At 74.1% G+C, this 15,735-nt stretch carries 11 protein-coding genes; 9 read left to right on the plus strand and 2 right to left on the minus strand.

The window, feature by feature from the left end:
* The 8 genes from DEP02_RS31320 to DEP02_RS31355 all read left to right on the plus strand — a co-directional run.
* On the plus strand, positions 1–678 hold a 678-nt coding region (locus DEP02_RS31320; RefSeq protein WP_198668683.1), incomplete at its 5' end, for a nitroreductase family protein.
* A 184-nt stretch (positions 679–862) separates the two neighbouring features.
* Complete coding sequence (locus DEP02_RS31325; RefSeq protein WP_232839360.1) at positions 863–3,604, plus strand: lantibiotic dehydratase; 2,742 nt, start codon at positions 863–865, stop codon at positions 3,602–3,604.
* On the plus strand, positions 3,592–4,725 hold the full coding sequence (locus DEP02_RS31330; protein ID WP_112471050.1) for a lantibiotic dehydratase C-terminal domain-containing protein: 1,134 nt from the start codon (positions 3,592–3,594) through the stop codon (positions 4,723–4,725). The genes DEP02_RS31325 and DEP02_RS31330 overlap by 13 nt, the downstream gene beginning before the upstream one ends.
* Positions 4,722–5,954 carry a metalloprotease gene (locus tag DEP02_RS31335; RefSeq protein WP_232839356.1) on the plus strand — a complete coding sequence of 411 codons (1,233 nt, stop codon included), beginning with the start codon at positions 4,722–4,724 and terminating at the stop codon, positions 5,952–5,954. The genes DEP02_RS31330 and DEP02_RS31335 overlap by 4 nt, the downstream gene beginning before the upstream one ends.
* A 46-nt stretch (positions 5,955–6,000) precedes the next feature.
* Positions 6,001–6,987 (plus strand): ABC transporter ATP-binding protein, encoded by a 987-nt coding sequence (locus DEP02_RS31340; protein WP_112471051.1) that lies wholly within the window; start codon positions 6,001–6,003, stop codon positions 6,985–6,987.
* Complete coding sequence (locus DEP02_RS31345) at positions 6,984–7,739, plus strand: ABC transporter permease (protein ID WP_112471052.1); 756 nt, start codon at positions 6,984–6,986, stop codon at positions 7,737–7,739. Before DEP02_RS31340 ends, DEP02_RS31345 begins: the two co-directional genes overlap by 4 nt.
* Complete coding sequence (locus DEP02_RS31350; protein WP_232839357.1) at positions 7,736–9,694, plus strand: TOMM precursor leader peptide-binding protein; 1,959 nt, start codon at positions 7,736–7,738, stop codon at positions 9,692–9,694. Before DEP02_RS31345 ends, DEP02_RS31350 begins: the two co-directional genes overlap by 4 nt.
* An 85-nt stretch (positions 9,695–9,779) precedes the next feature.
* The gene (locus DEP02_RS31355) at positions 9,780–11,126 is read left to right on the plus strand and encodes an amidohydrolase (RefSeq protein WP_112471053.1); all 1,347 of its coding nucleotides are present in this window, start codon (positions 9,780–9,782) and stop codon (positions 11,124–11,126) included.
* A gap of 72 nt (positions 11,127–11,198) precedes the next feature.
* Here the strand turns inward: DEP02_RS31355 and DEP02_RS31360 are convergent, their stop codons facing one another.
* The gene (locus DEP02_RS31360) at positions 11,199–12,341 is read right to left on the minus strand and encodes a site-2 protease family protein (protein WP_112471054.1); all 1,143 of its coding nucleotides are present in this window, start codon (positions 12,339–12,341) and stop codon (positions 11,199–11,201) included.
* A gap of 215 nt (positions 12,342–12,556) precedes the next feature.
* On the minus strand, positions 12,557–14,080 hold the full coding sequence (locus tag DEP02_RS31365) for an IucA/IucC family protein (protein WP_112471055.1): 1,524 nt from the start codon (positions 14,078–14,080) through the stop codon (positions 12,557–12,559).
* Between the two features lie 103 nt (positions 14,081–14,183).
* Here DEP02_RS31365 and DEP02_RS31370 point away from each other — a divergent pair, with 103 nt between their 5' ends.
* Entirely contained in the window at positions 14,184–15,728 is a 1,545-nt protein-coding gene (locus DEP02_RS31370) for an IucA/IucC family protein (RefSeq protein WP_112471056.1), read from the plus strand.
* Positions 15,729–15,735: the final 7 nt, after the last annotated feature.

Consider the following 15,735-nt stretch of genomic DNA (forward strand, 5'->3'; position numbering starts at 1 on the left):
GCGGCCCTCCCCGACACCGCTGCCGACGCCGCTGCCGACGCCGGCGGCGTCCGCGTGGCCCTGCCCGAGCCGGCCTTCCCGGACATCGGCGTCCGGCGGGCCCTGCGCGAGCGTCGCTCCAGCTTCGGCAGGTTCGACGCCCGGCGCCGGGTCGCCGGCGGGCACCTGTCGGCGGTCCTGGCGGCCTGCGCCGAGACCCGGCTGGCCGGCGACACCGATCCGTCCGGCGAGGTCCGGCTCGCCCGGCTCTACGCCTTCGTCAACCACGTGGAGGGTGTGGAGCAGGGGGCGTACGCGTACGACCCCGACCGCGGCGACCTGCGTCCGGTCGCCCCCGGCCCGCAGGGCTCGTTCCTCCAGGAGAACTACTTCCTGGCCAACTACAACCTGGAGCAGGCCGGCGCGGTCCTGGTACCCACCGTGCGGACCACCGCCGTCCTGGACGCCCTCGGCGACCGCGGCTACCGGCTCGCCGTCGGCACCGCCGGAGCCGTGGCGCAGAGCTTCTACCTGGCGGCCTCCGCCCTGGGCCTGGGCGCCGGTGTGGCGCTGGGCTTCGACAACGTCTCGTTCGTCGAGCGGCTCGGGCTGGCGGACGGCGACGAGGCCCCGCTGCTCATCATGGCCCTCGGTCACGAACGGCCCGGGTCCGCCGACTTCCGCCACGAGATCGCCTGACGGCCGCAGAGGATTCCCCATGACACCCACAGAGTCCGCCGCCCAGGACACCGACGCGGGCGCCGCCACGGATATCGACGCGGGCACCGTCCCGGGCACCGTTACGGACACCAACACCACCACGGGCACCGGCGCGGGCCCCGCCACCGAGCCCGGCACCCACTGGGAGCCCGGCAGGCGCTTCATGCTCCGCGCGGCCGGCCTGCCCGTCGAGACCGTGCACGGCCTGCGCTGCCCCGGCACCCGCCGCTGGGCCGACGCCGTGCTGGACGAGGAGGAGCGCCTGACCACCGCCGGAGCGGCCCTCAGCGACCTGCTGCACACCCTGGTCAAGTCGACCACCGGCCCCGACGAGGAACCGGGCGACGCCGCCGTGCGGCGCGGCCTGATCAACCTGCGGCGGCAGGTCTTCAACAACCGGCTGCCCGCCGACCCCGAGGCCGCCGTCCGCCTGGTGACGGAACTGGACCGGGAAACCGGCCGGCGCACCGAGGAGTGGCTGCGGGACCGGGCCCGCCTGGAGGAGCTGCGGGCCGGCGGAGCGGACCTACTCGCCGGTGAACTCCGGGAGAGCCGCCGCGCGTTGCGCGACACACTGGCCGACGACCGGCTGCGCCTCGGCCTGCTGCTCGCCTCGCCCGCCCTCGACGGCCGGCTGGACGCCTACCTGCGCGACACGAGCCCGCAACCCGGCAACCGGCTGCGCAAGATCGAGCGTTCCGCGCTGACCTACCTGTACCGCACGGCCTGCAAGACCAGCCCCTTCAGCACCTTCACCGGCATCGGCCTCGGCACCTTCGCGGGCGACCCGGCGGACGACGGGGCCGCGCTGCGCACCGGCGAGGACTGGGTGAGCCACGTACGGCTCAACGTGGTGGTACTGGCCCGGCTGACCGAACTGATCACGGCCGACCCCGGACGCCGCCAGGACCTGCCGGTGGTCCTCTCCCCGGGCTGGGGGCGCGACGCCGACCGCATCCGCTACGTACGCCATGTGATGACCGCGGGCGACGACAGCGCCGCCGTCACCTTCGACGCGGTCCGCGACCGGCTGTTCTTCCTGCGCAGCAGCGGCACCCTGGAACGGCTCCTGGAATGGCTCGGCGGCCACGCGGCGCCGGTGCGCCACCGGGACCTGGTGGACTGGCTCCAGAGCGAGCACGACGCCGGACGCGACGCGTGCGAACGGTACGCGTCGGCCCTGCTGGACCTCGGCATGGTGCAGGTGCCGGTGCTCCGCACGGACGTGCACGGCCGCGACCCGCTGCACTCCTACCAGGACGCCCTGCGCTCCCTCGGGGCGCCGTGGGCCGACCGGCTGGCCCGTCTGCTGGACGGCCCGGCCGACTGCCTCGCCCGCTACCCCGGGGCCGGCGTCGGTGAACGCCGCGTCCTGTTGAGCACCCTGCGCGGTCAACTCCTCGACGCGCAGCGGGAACTGGGGGCGTCCGAGCCGGCCCTTCCGCAGACCCTGGTGTACGAGGACGTCAGCGCGGGCGACGACCTGGTGTGCGGGCCCGCCGTGCTGGGCGGGGAGACCGGCCGGTCCCTGCGGGCCGTCGAGGGCATCCTGCCGCTCTTCGACCTGACGCTCCCCCAGCGCATCACCCTGCTGGGCTTCTTCCTCGCCCGCCACGGCCGCGGCGGGCGCTGCGACGACCTGCTCGGGCTGGTCCACGACTTCCACGAGGACTTCTTCGACCAGTACGTGTCCTTCACCTCCAAGCGGGCCTCCTTCGACGAGAACGGCACCTACGTGCCCGAGGAGAACTGGCTCGGGCAGAGCGAGATGAAGGCCCTCGACCGGGCCCGCCGCCACTTCCACGAGGGCATGCGCGTCCTGTGGGAGCGGCACGGCGGGGCGCACGAGGCCGAGGAGATCGAACTGCCGGACCGGCTCCTCACCGAGACCTCCGGTGAACTCACGCCGCTCACCGGCCACTTCACACCGCAGAGCCATCACCTCCAGCTGTCCCGGCCCCCCGGTGGCCGGCCCCTGGTCGTCCTCAACAAGTCCTACGGCGGACTGGCCTTCCCCTTCAGCCGGTTCACCCACCTCTACGACGGCACCGGACCGGCCGCGGACCCGGCGGCACCCGGCTTCTCCGACGCCCTGCGCGAGGAGATGGCGGCCCGCCGGCCGGACGGCGCCGTGTTCGCGGAGGTCACCGGCGGACCGGTCAGCAGCAACCTCAACCTGCACGGCCGGCTGACCGACCACCAGATCGTCTGCCCGGGCGAGACCAGTACCGTGCCCGAGGAGGCCCGGATCCACCTCGACGACCTCTACGTCGTCCACGACGAGCGGGCCGGCCGCCTGGTGCTCCGTTCCCGCCGCCTCGACCGTGAGGTCGTGCCGGTCTACCTCGGCTACCTCGTGCCGATCGCGCTCCCCGAGATCCCGCGCACCCTGCTCCTGCTCTCCCCCAGCACCATGGCCCCCTTCGACGTGTGGGCGGGGGTGCCCGAGGGCGCGGCCGAGGGCGGGGTCACCCGCAGGCCCCGGGTCCGGCACGGGAACGTGGTGGTCGGCCGGCGCAGCTGGACCGCGGACGCGGAGGTCCTGCCGGAGCGCCGCCCCGGAGCCGGGGAGGAGGAGTACTACCTTCAGTGGCAGCGCTGGCGGCGCGCCCACGGCCTGCCCGACCGCTGCTTCGCCACGGTCTCCCACGCCGACCAGGGCCCGATCGGGGCCAAGCCCGCCTACGTCGACTTCGACAGCCCGCTCTGTCTGACCGCGTTCGACGCCCTGGTGGAGCGCAGGCCGGGCACCCGGGTGACCTTCCGGGAAATGCTCCCCGCCGAGGACGGGCTCCACCTCACCTCCCGGCGCGGCCGGCACGTGGCCGAACTCGCCGTGGAGACCTTCACCACCCGCCAACTGCCGCAGTCCGGACCGGAGGTCGCACCGTCATGCCCGAACTGACCGAACCCGCCGCTTTCCGGCCGGCCCCCGAGGGCACCGAGCCCTCGCCCTGGCTGGCGCTGCACGTCTTCTACGCAGCCAACCCCCAGCCGCTGCTGGTCAACTGCGTCCGTCCGCTGGTCGACCGGCTCACCGAGGACGGCCTGCTGTCCGGCTACTTCTTCATCAACTACTGGCTGGAGGGGCCGCACGTCAGGCTGCGCCTGCGCCCGAGCGGCCCCGACGCCGAGGACGAGGTGCGCCGCCGCGCCGAGGAAGCGATCAACGGCTTCCTGAAGACCCGCCCCGCCCTCTACGAGGTCGACTCGGGCTTCCTCAAGGACTTCTACAACGCCCTGTTCGACATCGAGTTCCCGGGCGAGGACCGGGCCAAGTACATGGGCGCGGACGGCCGGATGAACCTCAGGCCGAACAACTCCTTCTCCTACGAGGTCTACGCCCCCGAGTACGCCAAGTACGGCGGACCGGCCGGAGTGGACCTCGCCGAATGGCACTTCCGGCACTCCAGCGACCTGGTCCTGGAGGCGTACCGGAGCATGAACCTGCACCTGCGGACGGTGCTGCTGGGGACCTCCGCCCAGCTGATGATGGTGATGGCGAGCTGCTTCCTGCCCGAGGAGGAGCGGCTCGCGGACTACCTCGACTCCTACTACGCCTTCTGGCACCGGCTGTTCCCCGGCACCAACTTCATCGGGTCCACCGAGTACGAGCGCACCTACGCGCGCATGGCGCCCTCCCTCGGTGCCCGGTTCGCACAGCTCAGGCAGGCCGTGGCGAGCGGCGACCTGACCCGGCTGCCGGTGTTCCTGCGCCGCTGGGCCGAGCACTGCCTGGAGCTGCGCGAGAGGGTGGTGGACCTCACCGAGCGCGGCGAGCTCGCCTTCCCCGCCTGGGACGGTCCGGCCCGCGAGGACGCCGGCCAGGAGCGCGCCGAGGACCCCGACGCGGCTCCCCTGGTGACCGTCACCCATGTGCCGGCGGTGCTGCCCCGCCTGCTGTCGCCGTACATGCACATGACCAACAACCGGCTGCATGTGACGATCCGGGACGAGGCCTACCTGGCCTTCGTCCTGGGCCGGGTCCTGCGCGAGCCGGCCGGCGGACAGCAGGACGCCTCATGAGCACCACCGACCGCCCCGCCGCCGACAGTCGCGCCGCCGACCGGACCACCACTGACTGGACCGCCAACGACCGTTCCGCCAACGACCGGACCACCACCGACCGTCCCACCGCGGCCCCTTCCACCGCGGCCCCTTCCGCCGCCGCCCGCGCCTACCGGCCCGCCCTGCGCCCGGGCGTGCTGATCGGTCCGCCGCTGCTGCGCGGCCCGCGCACCGTCCACCTCATCAAGCACCCGGTCAGCGGCGCCGCGTTCGAGGTCGGCACCAAGGAGCACTTCGTCATCAGCCGGCTCGACGGCACCCGCAACCTCGACGACGTCGTGTCCGAGTACGCGGCCCAATTCCGCCGCAGGCTCCCCGAGGAGCAGTGGACCCGGCTGCTCGGCCTGCTCGGCACCCGCGGACTGCTCGCCGGCTCCCCGGACCCCGCGCCGCCCGAGCCGCCCCCGGCCCGCACCGGCACCTTCTGGAAGGGCAGCCGGCGGACCGTCGCCGACGCGCACAGGACCACCGGACGCCTCCACCGGCTGCTGCGCCCGCTACTCCGCCCCTGGGTCCAACTTCCCTTGGTAGCCGCCGTATTGACTATGATCGTCGCCGTGTTCGCGGATCCGGCGGCGCTCCTCGACGGCACGCTGGACCTGCTCACCCGACCCCTCGTACTGATCCCGTTCGCGGTCTTCCTCTGGTTCAGCATCTGCCTGCACGAACTCGCCCATGGCATCGCCGCCCGGCACTACGGCGGGGTGGTCACCGAGATCGGGCTGCGCTGGCGGTTCCCGGCGATGATGATGTACTGCACGGTCGACAACTACCTGTTCCTGCCCGGCCTGCGGGCGAAGCTGGTGGTCGCCGCCGCGGGCGCGTACGTCAACCTGGTGCTCCTGCTGCCCTTCGCGCTCTGGTGGGCGCTGCTGGACCCGGCCGACCCGCACCGCCCGCCGCTCACCGGGATGCTCTTCGTCGGCATCGCGCAGGCCCTGAGCAACCTGGTCCCGCTGCCGCCGCTGGACGGGTACCGCATCCTCGGCCACTCCCTGGGCACCGCCAACCTCGCCCCGGAGACCCGGACCTACCTGGCCCTGCGCCGGCGCGGGCGGGACGCCGTCGCCGCCTACCCGCGGCGCGCCCGCCGCCTCTACACGTCCTACGCCGTCACGGCGGCCGCCCTGGTGCTGCTCGCGGCGGCCGGCACCTGCACCGCCGTCCTTCTCCTGTTGTTCCGTTGACGTTCCGACCTCGAAAGATCACGCAACTCATGAATGAGGTACCCCTATGAGCTCCACCTCCCCCACTCCGGACCACGGAGCCCAACCGGCCGTCGCGGTCAGTGACGTGACCAAGAGTTACGGCGGCCGGCGGGCCGTCGACGAGGTCTCCCTGGAGGTCCGGCGCGGCGAGTTCTTCGGGCTGCTCGGCCCCAACGGGGCCGGAAAGTCCACCCTGGTGGAGATCATGGAGGGGCTGCGCAAGGCCGACTCCGGCTCGGTCACGGTGTTCGGCGAGTCGCCCTGGCCGCGCAACACCGGCCTGCTGCCGCGCATGGGCGTGCAGACCCAGTCCTCGGCCTTCTTCGTGCGGCAGACCGTCCACGAGCACCTGCGGACCGTCGCGGCGCTGTTCGGCGCGGACCGCGAGGCCGTCGACGCCACCCTGGACGCCGTGGGCCTCGGCGGGCGGCACGGCGTCCGGGTCGACGACCTCTCCGGCGGCCAGCGGCAGCGGCTCGCCATCGCCTCCGCGCTGGTCCACGGGCCCGAGCTGATCTTCCTCGACGAGCCGACCGCCTCGCTCGACCCGGAGGGCCGCCGCGATCTGTGGGAGGTCCTGCGGGGCCTCAAGGCGGAGGGCCGGACCATCGTGTACACCACACACCACCTGGACGAGGCGGAGGCTCTCTGCGACCGCGTGGGCATCCTGGTGGCCGGCCGGCTCGTCGTCACCGACGCACCGCAGAACCTGATCGGCACCTTCGGCGCCACCAGCCGGCTGCTGGTCCCGCTCGGCCGGATCGACGAGCGGAAGGCCGCGTCCCTTCCCGGCGTGGACGGCGTCACCGTGCAGGGCGGACACCTCGTCCTGGAGACCCGCGCCACCGGCCAGGTGCTCGCCGCCCTCGACCCCCTCACCGGTCTGGACGGCGTGCAGACCCGCACCCCCAGCCTCGAGGACGTCTACCTCGACATCACCGCCCGGCAGACGCAGGCCCAGACCCAGACCCAGACCCCCCACACCTCGAACAACCAGGAGCAGCAGGCATGAGCGCCTACTCCGCGCTGACCGCGGCGGGCTACCGCGCCCAGGTCCGCGACAAGACGACCGTCTTCTTCACCTTCGCCTTCCCCCTGATTTTCCTCGTCGTCTTCGGACTCATCTTCCGCGGCCGGGAGGTGGAGCAGAGCGGCTTCTCCTACCTCTCCTACACCGCCGCCGGAGTGCTCTCCTGGGGCGTCGCCAACGCCGCCGTCTTCGGTATCGGGTTCACGCTGATGCAGTGGCGCGCGGACGACATCCTCCGGATGATCCGCATGTCGCCCGCCCCGCTGTCCTCCGTCATCGGGTCCCGCTACGTCCTCGCCCTGGGCGTGGGGCTCGTCCAGTCGGTGCTGTTCGTCGGGGTGGCGATGCTTCCCGGGTTCGACCTGGTGCCCGCGTCCCGGTGGCCCCTGCTGATTCCCGTCATGGTCCTCGGCATCACCACCTTCCTGCTGCTCGGGGTGATCGTCGGCAGCATCGCCGACACCCCGGAGTCGGTCGCCGGCATCGCCAACTTCCTGATGCTGCCCATGGCCTTCCTGTCCGGGTCGTTCTTCCCGCTGGACGCCATGCCGGACTGGCTGCAGAAGGTCTCCCTGGTCATGCCGCTGCGCTATCTCAACGACGCGGTGTCGGCCGCCCTGACCGGCCGCGGCGACCTGTCCGACATCGGCGTGGGGTGTGCCGGGCTCGTCGGGTTCGCCGTCGTCTTCGGGGTCGTCGCGGCGCGGACCTTCCGCTGGACGAAGAGCTCATGAGCACCGCGACCCGGCTGCTGCCGCATCCGATGGAGGAGGCCCGCGACGCCCTCCAGGCGTTCCTGGACGGCCACTTCGGCGCCGACGCCCCGCGGGTCGTGCCGGTCGGTACCGTCGGCGCGGGGGGCGGGGACGCCGGAGCCCCGGACCCCTGGGCCGCGGACCGACCGGCGGCGCTGGTCCACGTCAGTGCCTCGGCGGTCCTGCTCGGCCCCTGGGGCGGCGACGGCAGCGCGCCCGCCTGCGGCCGCTGTCTCTCCGTACGGTGGCAGCGGCTGCGCAGCCGCAGCGAGCGCAACGCCCTGGAGACCGGCGGCCCCGACGGGCCCCGCCCGGCCGGTGCCTGGCCGCTGCTCACCGGTCACGTCCAGGACACCGTGGCCGCGCTGTGCGAGGCCCTGCTGCGCGGGCCCCGCCCGGTGCCTCCCGCCGCACACCCGGCGGACCGCGCCCTGCCCCAGGTGACCCGGCTGGACCTGACGAACCTGCTGGTCAGGACGTTCCCGCTGCTCGCCGACCCGCTCTGTCCCGACTGCGGTCCCCGCGCCCGGACCCAGACGGCGGACGACGTCCGGCCGCTCACCCTCGCCCCGCGTCCCAAGCCGGATCCCGGCACCTACCGGCTGCGTTCGGCCTTCTCGTACCCCCTCCCCACCGACGCCCTGGCCAATCCGGTCTGCGGCGCCCTGGGGGCCGGCACCTGGACCGACGTCACCTCGTCCACCACCGCTCCGGTGGCCGGCAGCGCGTTCGTCCGGGGGTACGCGGGGCTCCACGACGTCACCTGGAGCGGGCAGGAGAACTCCTTCGCCACCAGCCGCCGGCTCGCGTTCCTGGAGGGCCTGGAACGGTACGCGGGCACCCACCGGCGCGGCGGCTCGGCGCCGGTGGTCGGCTCCTACGACGAGTTGAGGGCCGACGCGGTCGACCCCGCGGTGTGCGGCCTGTACAGCGACGAGACCTACCGCGACGACCCCTTCGTGGAGCCTTTCGACCCCGGCCGGCGCATCCCCTGGGAGTGGGGCTGGTCGCTGCGGGACGAGCGTCCCGTCCTGGTGCCGTCGCGGCTGGTCTACTACAGCATCCCCCTGGCCGACGACAACTTCGTCTTCGAGTGCTCCAACGGCTGTGCCATCGGCGGCTGCCTCGAGGAGGCGGTCCTGGGCGGCCTGCTCGAACTCGTCGAGCGCGACTCCTTCCTGAACGGCTGGTACGGCGCGGCCCGGCTGCCCCGCATCGACCTGGGGACGGTCGGCAGTCCCACGGCCGCCGCCATGGCCGAGCGGGCCGCCCTGCAGGGTTACGACGTGCACGTCTTCGACAACCGGATCGACCTGGCGATCCCGGCCGTCACCGTGGTCGGCGTCCGCCGGGACGGGGGTCCGGGCACCCTGTCCTTCGCGGCGGCGGCCTCGCTGGATCCGAGGTCCGCGGTCGAGGGGGCGCTGTCCGAGGTGCTGAGCTACATCCCGCACCTGGCCCGGCAGACCGCCGAACGCCGCGGCGAACTGGAGGCCATGGCCGACGACTTCTTCCTGGTACGCCATCTGAAGGACCACCCCCAGCTCTACGGGCTGCCCCGCATGGCCGAGTACGCGCGCGGCTATCTGGAGCCGTCCGAGGCCCGCCCCTTCGACGAGGTGTACCGGGACTGGGAGAGCCACGGCCGCCCCCGCACCGGTGACCTGCGCGACGACGTCGCCGTGGTCAGGGACGAACTGGTCCGGGCGGGTCATGACGTCATCGTCGTCGACCAGACCTCGCCCGAGCAGGAGCGGATGGGGCTGCGGACGGTCAGTACGGTGGTGCCGGGGCTGCTGCCGATCGACTTCGGTTGGAACCGGCAGCGGGCCCTGCTGATGCCCCGGCTGCGCACCGCGCTCCGTCGCGGCGGGCACCGGGACCGCGACCTCACCGACGCGGAGATCCGCCGGGCCCCGCACCCCTTCCCCTGAGCCCACCTCCCCTCTGAGCCCGCCTCCCCTCACCCGGGCCTCCCCGCGCCGCGGCGGAGGCCCGGCCGTTCCCCGGAGTCCGCCGATGAACCCGCCGTCCCACCACGCCCCGGCACCGGCCCCGGAACAGGCCGGCCACGACACCCCGCCCACGTCCGGTCGCGGCTCGCCGCCACCGGGTGCGGAGAACCTCCTCGTCCGCGCCGGGGACGTCCTGCGGCCCGCCCTCGCCCTCTACCTGGACCTGCACGCGCATCCGGAACCGTCCGGGCAGGAGGCCCGCACCGCGGACCGCTTCGGCCGACGCCTCGCGGCGGCGGGCTGCGAGGTCACCCACGGGGTGGGCGGCCACGGCGTCGTCGGTGTGCTCCGCAACGGGGACGGGCCCCGCGTCTGGCTGCGGGCGGAGCTCGACGCGCTCCCGATGCGCGAGCGGACCGGGCTGCCGTACGCCAGCCGCCGCACCGACGCCATGCACGCGTGCGGCCACGACCTGCACCTGGCCGCGGCGGCCGGCGCCGCGGACCTGCTCGCCCGCCTGTCCGACCGGTGGCGGGGCACCCTGCTGGTGGTGGGGCAGCCGGCCGAGGAGACCCTCAGCGGGGCCGAGGCCATGCTGAGCGACGGACTGTACGAACGGTTCGGCAGGCCCGGCGTCGTCCTCGCCCAGCATGCCGCGCCGCTGCCCTCCGGCACGGTCGCGCACGCGCCGGACGGGACGCCGATGGCGGCGGCCGGCGCGGTGCTCGACGTGGTGCTGCACGGGCAGGGCGGGCACGCCGCCACCCCTCACCTGGCGGTGGATCCGGTCGTCGCCGCGGCCGCCGTCGTCACCCGGCTCCAGACCGTCGTCGCCCGCGAGACCGCGCCCGCCGACCAGGTGACGCTGACCGTGGGCACCCTGCGGGCCGGAACGGCCGCCAACGTCATACCGGACCGCGCCGAACTCGGCGTCGGGGTCCGCGCGTCGAGCGAGGCGTCCCTCGACCGGGCGCTGACCGCGGTGCGCCGTATCGTCCTCGCCGAGAGCGCCGCCGCGGGCGCCCCGCGGGAACCCGAGGTGACCGTCGCCTCCCGCTCGGCGGCCCTGCGGTGCGATCCGCACACCACCGACGCGATACGGCGCGCCCACGCCGGACTCCTGGGGTCCGGGCGGGTCCTGTCCTGGCCGGGTTCGATGGCCACGGAGGACTTCCCGCTGTTCGGGGACGCCGGAGCCGCTGTGCACGGGCAGCACGGCGTCCCGCTGGTCTACTGGATGCTGGGCGTGGTGGGCGCGGACGCCTGGCGCCGGGCGACGGCCGACGGCCCCGACGCCTCACCGCCGGCCCCGAACCACTCCCCGCACTTCGCCCCCCACGTCGGCAGCGCCCTGCGCCCCGCGATCGCCGCGCTGACAAGTGCGGCACTCGACCGGTTCGCCGCCGCGTGAGGGACCGGCGATCGGGCGGGCTCCTGCCCGCTACGGCCCGCCCGGTGGTGCCCCGGTGGTGCCGGACCGCGGTCACAGGCCGGCGCGCCGCCCGGGGGCGGTGTTCATCAGCCAGTTCACCGTACGGCTCACGTCGGAGAGCGAGACGATTCCGACGAGCCTGCCGTCGGCCACGACCAGGACCCGGTGCTCGGCGCCCGGCTGCATGCGTGGCAGCAGGTCCGCCAGCGGGCTGTCCGGCCCCACCACGGTGACCTGCGACAGCGGCACCATCACCGCCCTCATCGGCACGGCATGGGCCTCGGCCTGCGGCACCCGTCTGGCGCTGTCGAGGGTCACCAGCCCGAGCGGGGTCCCGTCCTCGGTCACCGGGAACGCCGAGTGCCGGTAGCGGTAGCTCGCACCGGTGAGGAAGTCCGCGACCGTGGTGTCCGCGGGAACCGTGAGGGGTTCGGGCGTCATGGCCTCCCGCACCGGGACGCCGGCGAGCACGCCGCGCAACTGGGCCTGCCGTCCCTCGGCGGTGGCGGCCGTGATGAGGAACCAGCCGATCAGTGCCAGCCACAGACCGCCGAACGCGCCGCTCCTCATGAACGCGATCAGCCCGAGCACCACGAGCAGCCACCCGAGGACCCGCCCCGCCGCGGTCGCGCCGGCCGTCGCCCGCAGCCGGTCCCCCGTGCGCCACCACAGGAACGCGCGCAGCAGCCTGCCGCCGTCGAGCGGGGCGGCGGGCAGCGCGTTGAAGAGCGCGAGCAGCACGTTGATGCCCGCCAGCCAGGCCACCATCTCCACCACGACCCCGGACACGGACGCCATGTCGAGCAGCCAGTCACCAAGCGCGAAGAGCCCGCCCAGCAGGAGGCTGACGAGCGGGCCGACACCGGCGATCCTCAGCTCCGCGCCGGGACTGGACGCCTCCGACTTGAGCCGGGCCGCCCCGCCCAGCAGCCACAGCACGATGTCGTCCACCTCGACCCCGTTGCGCCGGGCCACGACGGCGTGCGCCAGCTCGTGTGCGAGCAGGGAGGCGAAGAAGATCACGGCGGTGCAGAGGCCGGCCGCCCAGTACACCGGCCAGCCGCGCCCCGGATGCGCCTGTGGAAGGCGGCCCTGCGCCAGGCCGAACGCGATGATCGCGAAGATGAACAGGACGCTCCAGTTCACGCCGACCCGGATCCCCGCGATCCGTCCCAGAACGAACGTCGCCCGCACCGCTCTCTCCTCTGCTCACACCGTCACCCGCTCCAGTACACCCTCGGGCCCGCGGCTTCGCGCGCTGAAGAGGCCGGAGAGCGGCCCGGGGTGTGACCGTTCCCGCGCAAGGACCGGGCGGGCTGAGGCGTACACGCGCCGAGCCGGTACGGCAGACAGCCGTGGCACCGTCCCCGCGTTCGGGCACTTCCCCGCGTTCGGGCACTCCCCCGCGGTCAGGCGCTCGCCAGCGGGTTCGGCAGGGGCTGGTAGTGGGCGGCGGCGCCGTCGGCGCCCGTCCAGCGCAGCAGGAGGTTGGTCTTGCCGGGCAGGGTGGGTGCGGTGAGCAGGGCAGGGATCTCGGGCAGGTCGTGGCGGGCGAGTTCGCGGCGGACGGCGGGCCAGGGGTTCAGCCCCGGGTGGCGTTCGGCGAGGGCGGCGGCGATCTCGCTGAGATGGTTGACGACCAGGCAGTACACCAGCCGCTCCCATCCGGCGTCCCGGGAGACGTCCGGCAGCAGCCTGACGCCCTCGGCGTCCCGGAACAGCGCCTGTACGGGGAGGCCGGCGGCGTCCACGGCGACCAGGGAGTTCTGCAGGTGGGCCTCCAGGACGACGCCGTGCCGGGCGAAGACCCCGAGGGCCGGGGGCACGACCTGGCGCAGATACGCCTCCCACCACACCGCCGGGTCCACCGGGCCGTCGAGCGGGTTGCCGTCGAAGCCCTCGGCGAGGGCCGCGGCGAGCAGCGGGATCGCGCCGGGCAGCACGTGCCGGCCCAGCCCGTCGCGGACGACGACGGCCAGCTCCTCGAAGGCGAAGGCGGCGGTGCGGTAGCCGCGGTCGCGCAGCCAGGCCGCCGGGCCGCCCAGTCCGGCGAAGGCGGTCGCCGCCGCCGTGTCCGTGCGGCGCAGTCTCAGCAGGTCGTGCCGCCACAGCCGCCGTACGTCGTTGGTGATGCGCACGTCCAGGCTGAACTTCAGGAACAGGTCCGCGCCGTCCGCGCCGTCCGCACCGGGGATCCGGACGGTGCGGACCGCCGCCGTGGGCCACACCTCGGCGGCGGTCCTGCCCAGCCGCAGCAGCCGGCCGTCGGCGTGGGCGTCGGCGAGGTCGCGGCCGGCCAGGTCCAGCTGCCAGGGATGGGCGGGCAGCAGCCGGTAGCCGGGCGGGGCCTGGCCGAGCGCGTCGAGCGCCGAGGTGTCGCCCTCCTCGACGACCATGTCCTCGCGCACTCCGAGCAGCACCAGCGGGAAGCGGGCGTGCGCCTCGGGCGCGTACGGCAGCCAGGAGGTGACCGGGCCGCCGCCGCGCGCCTTGGGCGCCGGGTGGTACGGGTGGCCGGTGACGAGGGCCTGCTCGGACCGGAGGTACGGGTCGCCGGGCGCCGTCGCCCGGTCGCGGGCGGCGAGCAGCGCCGCCACCGCGACCCGGCTGTCGATCATCTCGGCGGGCAGCTCGTCGTTGGACAGACCCGTGTGCCGGCGCAGCTCCTCGGCCACCAGTTTGACCAGTTCCGTGTGGCCGACGCGCTGCCAGCCGCCCACCGCCGTACGCACCTCGGGAGCGGTGGGCCGGCGTCCGCCGTCGACCCGCAGCAGCCGACCGCTGCCCGGCAGCCGGTACACCCGCCGCCCGTCCGGGTCCGGGTGGGGCTGCGCCACCTCGCGGATCAGGCAGTTCAGCAGGGGGGCGGCCGCGTGGGCGTCGGCGCGCTCGGCGATGTCGTCTGTGGGGGGCGTGAGCTCCATGTGCTCCATTCGGTCCATTCGGTCCATACGTCCACACGGTGCGAAGGTGATCAGTATGTCTGCCCGGCGCGCGCTAACGTGACGCTCGGACCCGTACCGGAGGAGCCAGACCGTGCGCCGTTCCCCGACCGTCGAGACCGAGGTCGCCGAGGAGCTGGCCGCCGTGCGCCCCGACCTGGTCTCACGGTACGCGGCACAGCTGTGCGGCGCGCGGGCCGCCGTGCTGACCCGGCTGTGGCGGGCGCTCGCCTTCGAGCCGTTGCCGTGGGTCACCGGCCGGGAGCGGGTACGGGACGGGCTCGTCCTGCGGCTCTCCGACGGCCGTCGGCTGCAGGGCCCGCCGGCGGACCCGTACGCCACGGCCGCGTACGTCACCACCGTGCTCCTGGACGGGACGGCCCACGACGATCCGGCGCGCCTGATGACGGACCTCGCCGTGCCGCACGGCAGTTCCCTCGCCGCTGAACTGGGGCACAGCGTGGCCTCGTTGGCGCTGTCCCGGGCCGATCAGCCGGCTCCCGCCGGGGCTCATCCGGAAGGGTGGCCGGTGGAGGACTGGGAGGGGGAGCAGAGGGTGGTCGACGGCCACCCCTTCCACCCCAACTGTCGTTCCCGGCCCGGCTTCTCGGTGGCCGAGCAACTGGCGTACGGGCCCGAGCACCGGCCGTCGGTCGGACTGGGACTGCTGCCGGTGCGGGTGTCCGAGTGTCTGGTGAGCGGAGTGTGGCCGGAAGGGCTGCGGGACGGCGGGCGGCTGCTGCTCCCCGTGCACCCCTGGCAGGCGGCGCACGTGCTCAGGCGGCCGTGCGAGGACGGTGGTCTCGTGGCGCACCCGCTGATGTCCCTGCGTACCCTGGCCGTCCCCGGCGGGCCGCACGTCAAGACGGCGCTCAGTGCCCGGCTGACGTCGTCGGTGCGGGACATCTCGCTGGGCTCGATCGCCGCGTCGGCGGCCCTGTCCGCGTTCGCGGCGGATCTGGCGGCCCGTTCGGACGGCCTGCTGCACATCACCCGCACGCTGGGCGCGGCCGGCGCGGGGTCCGCCGATCTGGCGGCGTTGTGGCGCGAGTCGCCGCGGACGTATGCCGGCGAGGGGGAACACGTACTGCCCGTGGCCGCGCTTTCCACCCTGGACCTGCCCAACTCCCCCGCCTGGCTGGCCGACTTCACTCGCCTGGCCCTCACCGTGTGCATGCGGCTGCTGGAGTGGGGCGTGGCCCTGGAGGCGCACGGTCAGAACCTGCTCGTCGTGCTGTCCGGGTCGGGGGCTCCCCTGCGGCTGGTCTACCGGGACCTTGCCGACATCCGTGTGAGCCCCGCCCGGCTGTCCCGACACGGCATCCCCGTACCGGAGTTGCCCGACCGGAACCTCACCGACGACCCGACCGTGCTGCGCCGCAAGCTGTTCGGCTCGCTGGTGGCGGGCGCGCTGGCCGGAACGGCCGGGTCGGGGGCCGCGCTGCGGGCGGCGCTGGAGACCGCCGTACGGGACCTGCCGCGCACCCCGGATCTGGCGGCACTGCGCGAACAGCCTTTGCCTGCCAAGGCGTTGACGCTGATGCGGCTGTCCCCCGGGACGCCCGGCGACCAGTGGACCGAACTGCCCAACCCGCTCGTTCCGCAAGCCGTTTTGGCCACCGGCGTGTTCGGTCAATAGGATCCGC

The sequence above is a fragment of the Streptomyces triticisoli genome (assembly GCF_003270085.1).
GTDB classification, from domain to species: Bacteria; Actinomycetota; Actinomycetes; order Streptomycetales; family Streptomycetaceae; genus Streptomyces; species Streptomyces triticisoli.

Bases quoted from the DNA above. Each gene is read 5' to 3' on its own strand.
- DEP02_RS31345 (WP_112471052.1), top strand. From the start codon at position 6,984: ATGAGCGCCTACTCCGCGCTGACCGCGGCGGGCTACCGCGCCCAGGTC.
- DEP02_RS31350 (WP_232839357.1), top strand. From the start codon at position 7,736: ATGAGCACCGCGACCCGGCTGCTGCCGCATCCGATGGAGGAGGCCCGC.
- DEP02_RS31340 (WP_112471051.1), top strand. From the start codon at position 6,001: ATGAGCTCCACCTCCCCCACTCCGGACCACGGAGCCCAACCGGCCGTC.
- DEP02_RS31365 (WP_112471055.1), bottom strand. From the start codon at position 14,080: ATGGAGCACATGGAGCTCACGCCCCCCACAGACGACATCGCCGAGCGC.
- DEP02_RS31335 (WP_232839356.1), top strand. From the start codon at position 4,722: ATGAGCACCACCGACCGCCCCGCCGCCGACAGTCGCGCCGCCGACCGG.
- DEP02_RS31330 (WP_112471050.1), top strand. From the start codon at position 3,592: ATGCCCGAACTGACCGAACCCGCCGCTTTCCGGCCGGCCCCCGAGGGC.
- DEP02_RS31325 (WP_232839360.1), top strand. From the start codon at position 863: ATGCTCCGCGCGGCCGGCCTGCCCGTCGAGACCGTGCACGGCCTGCGC.
- DEP02_RS31355 (WP_112471053.1), top strand. From the start codon at position 9,780: ATGAACCCGCCGTCCCACCACGCCCCGGCACCGGCCCCGGAACAGGCC.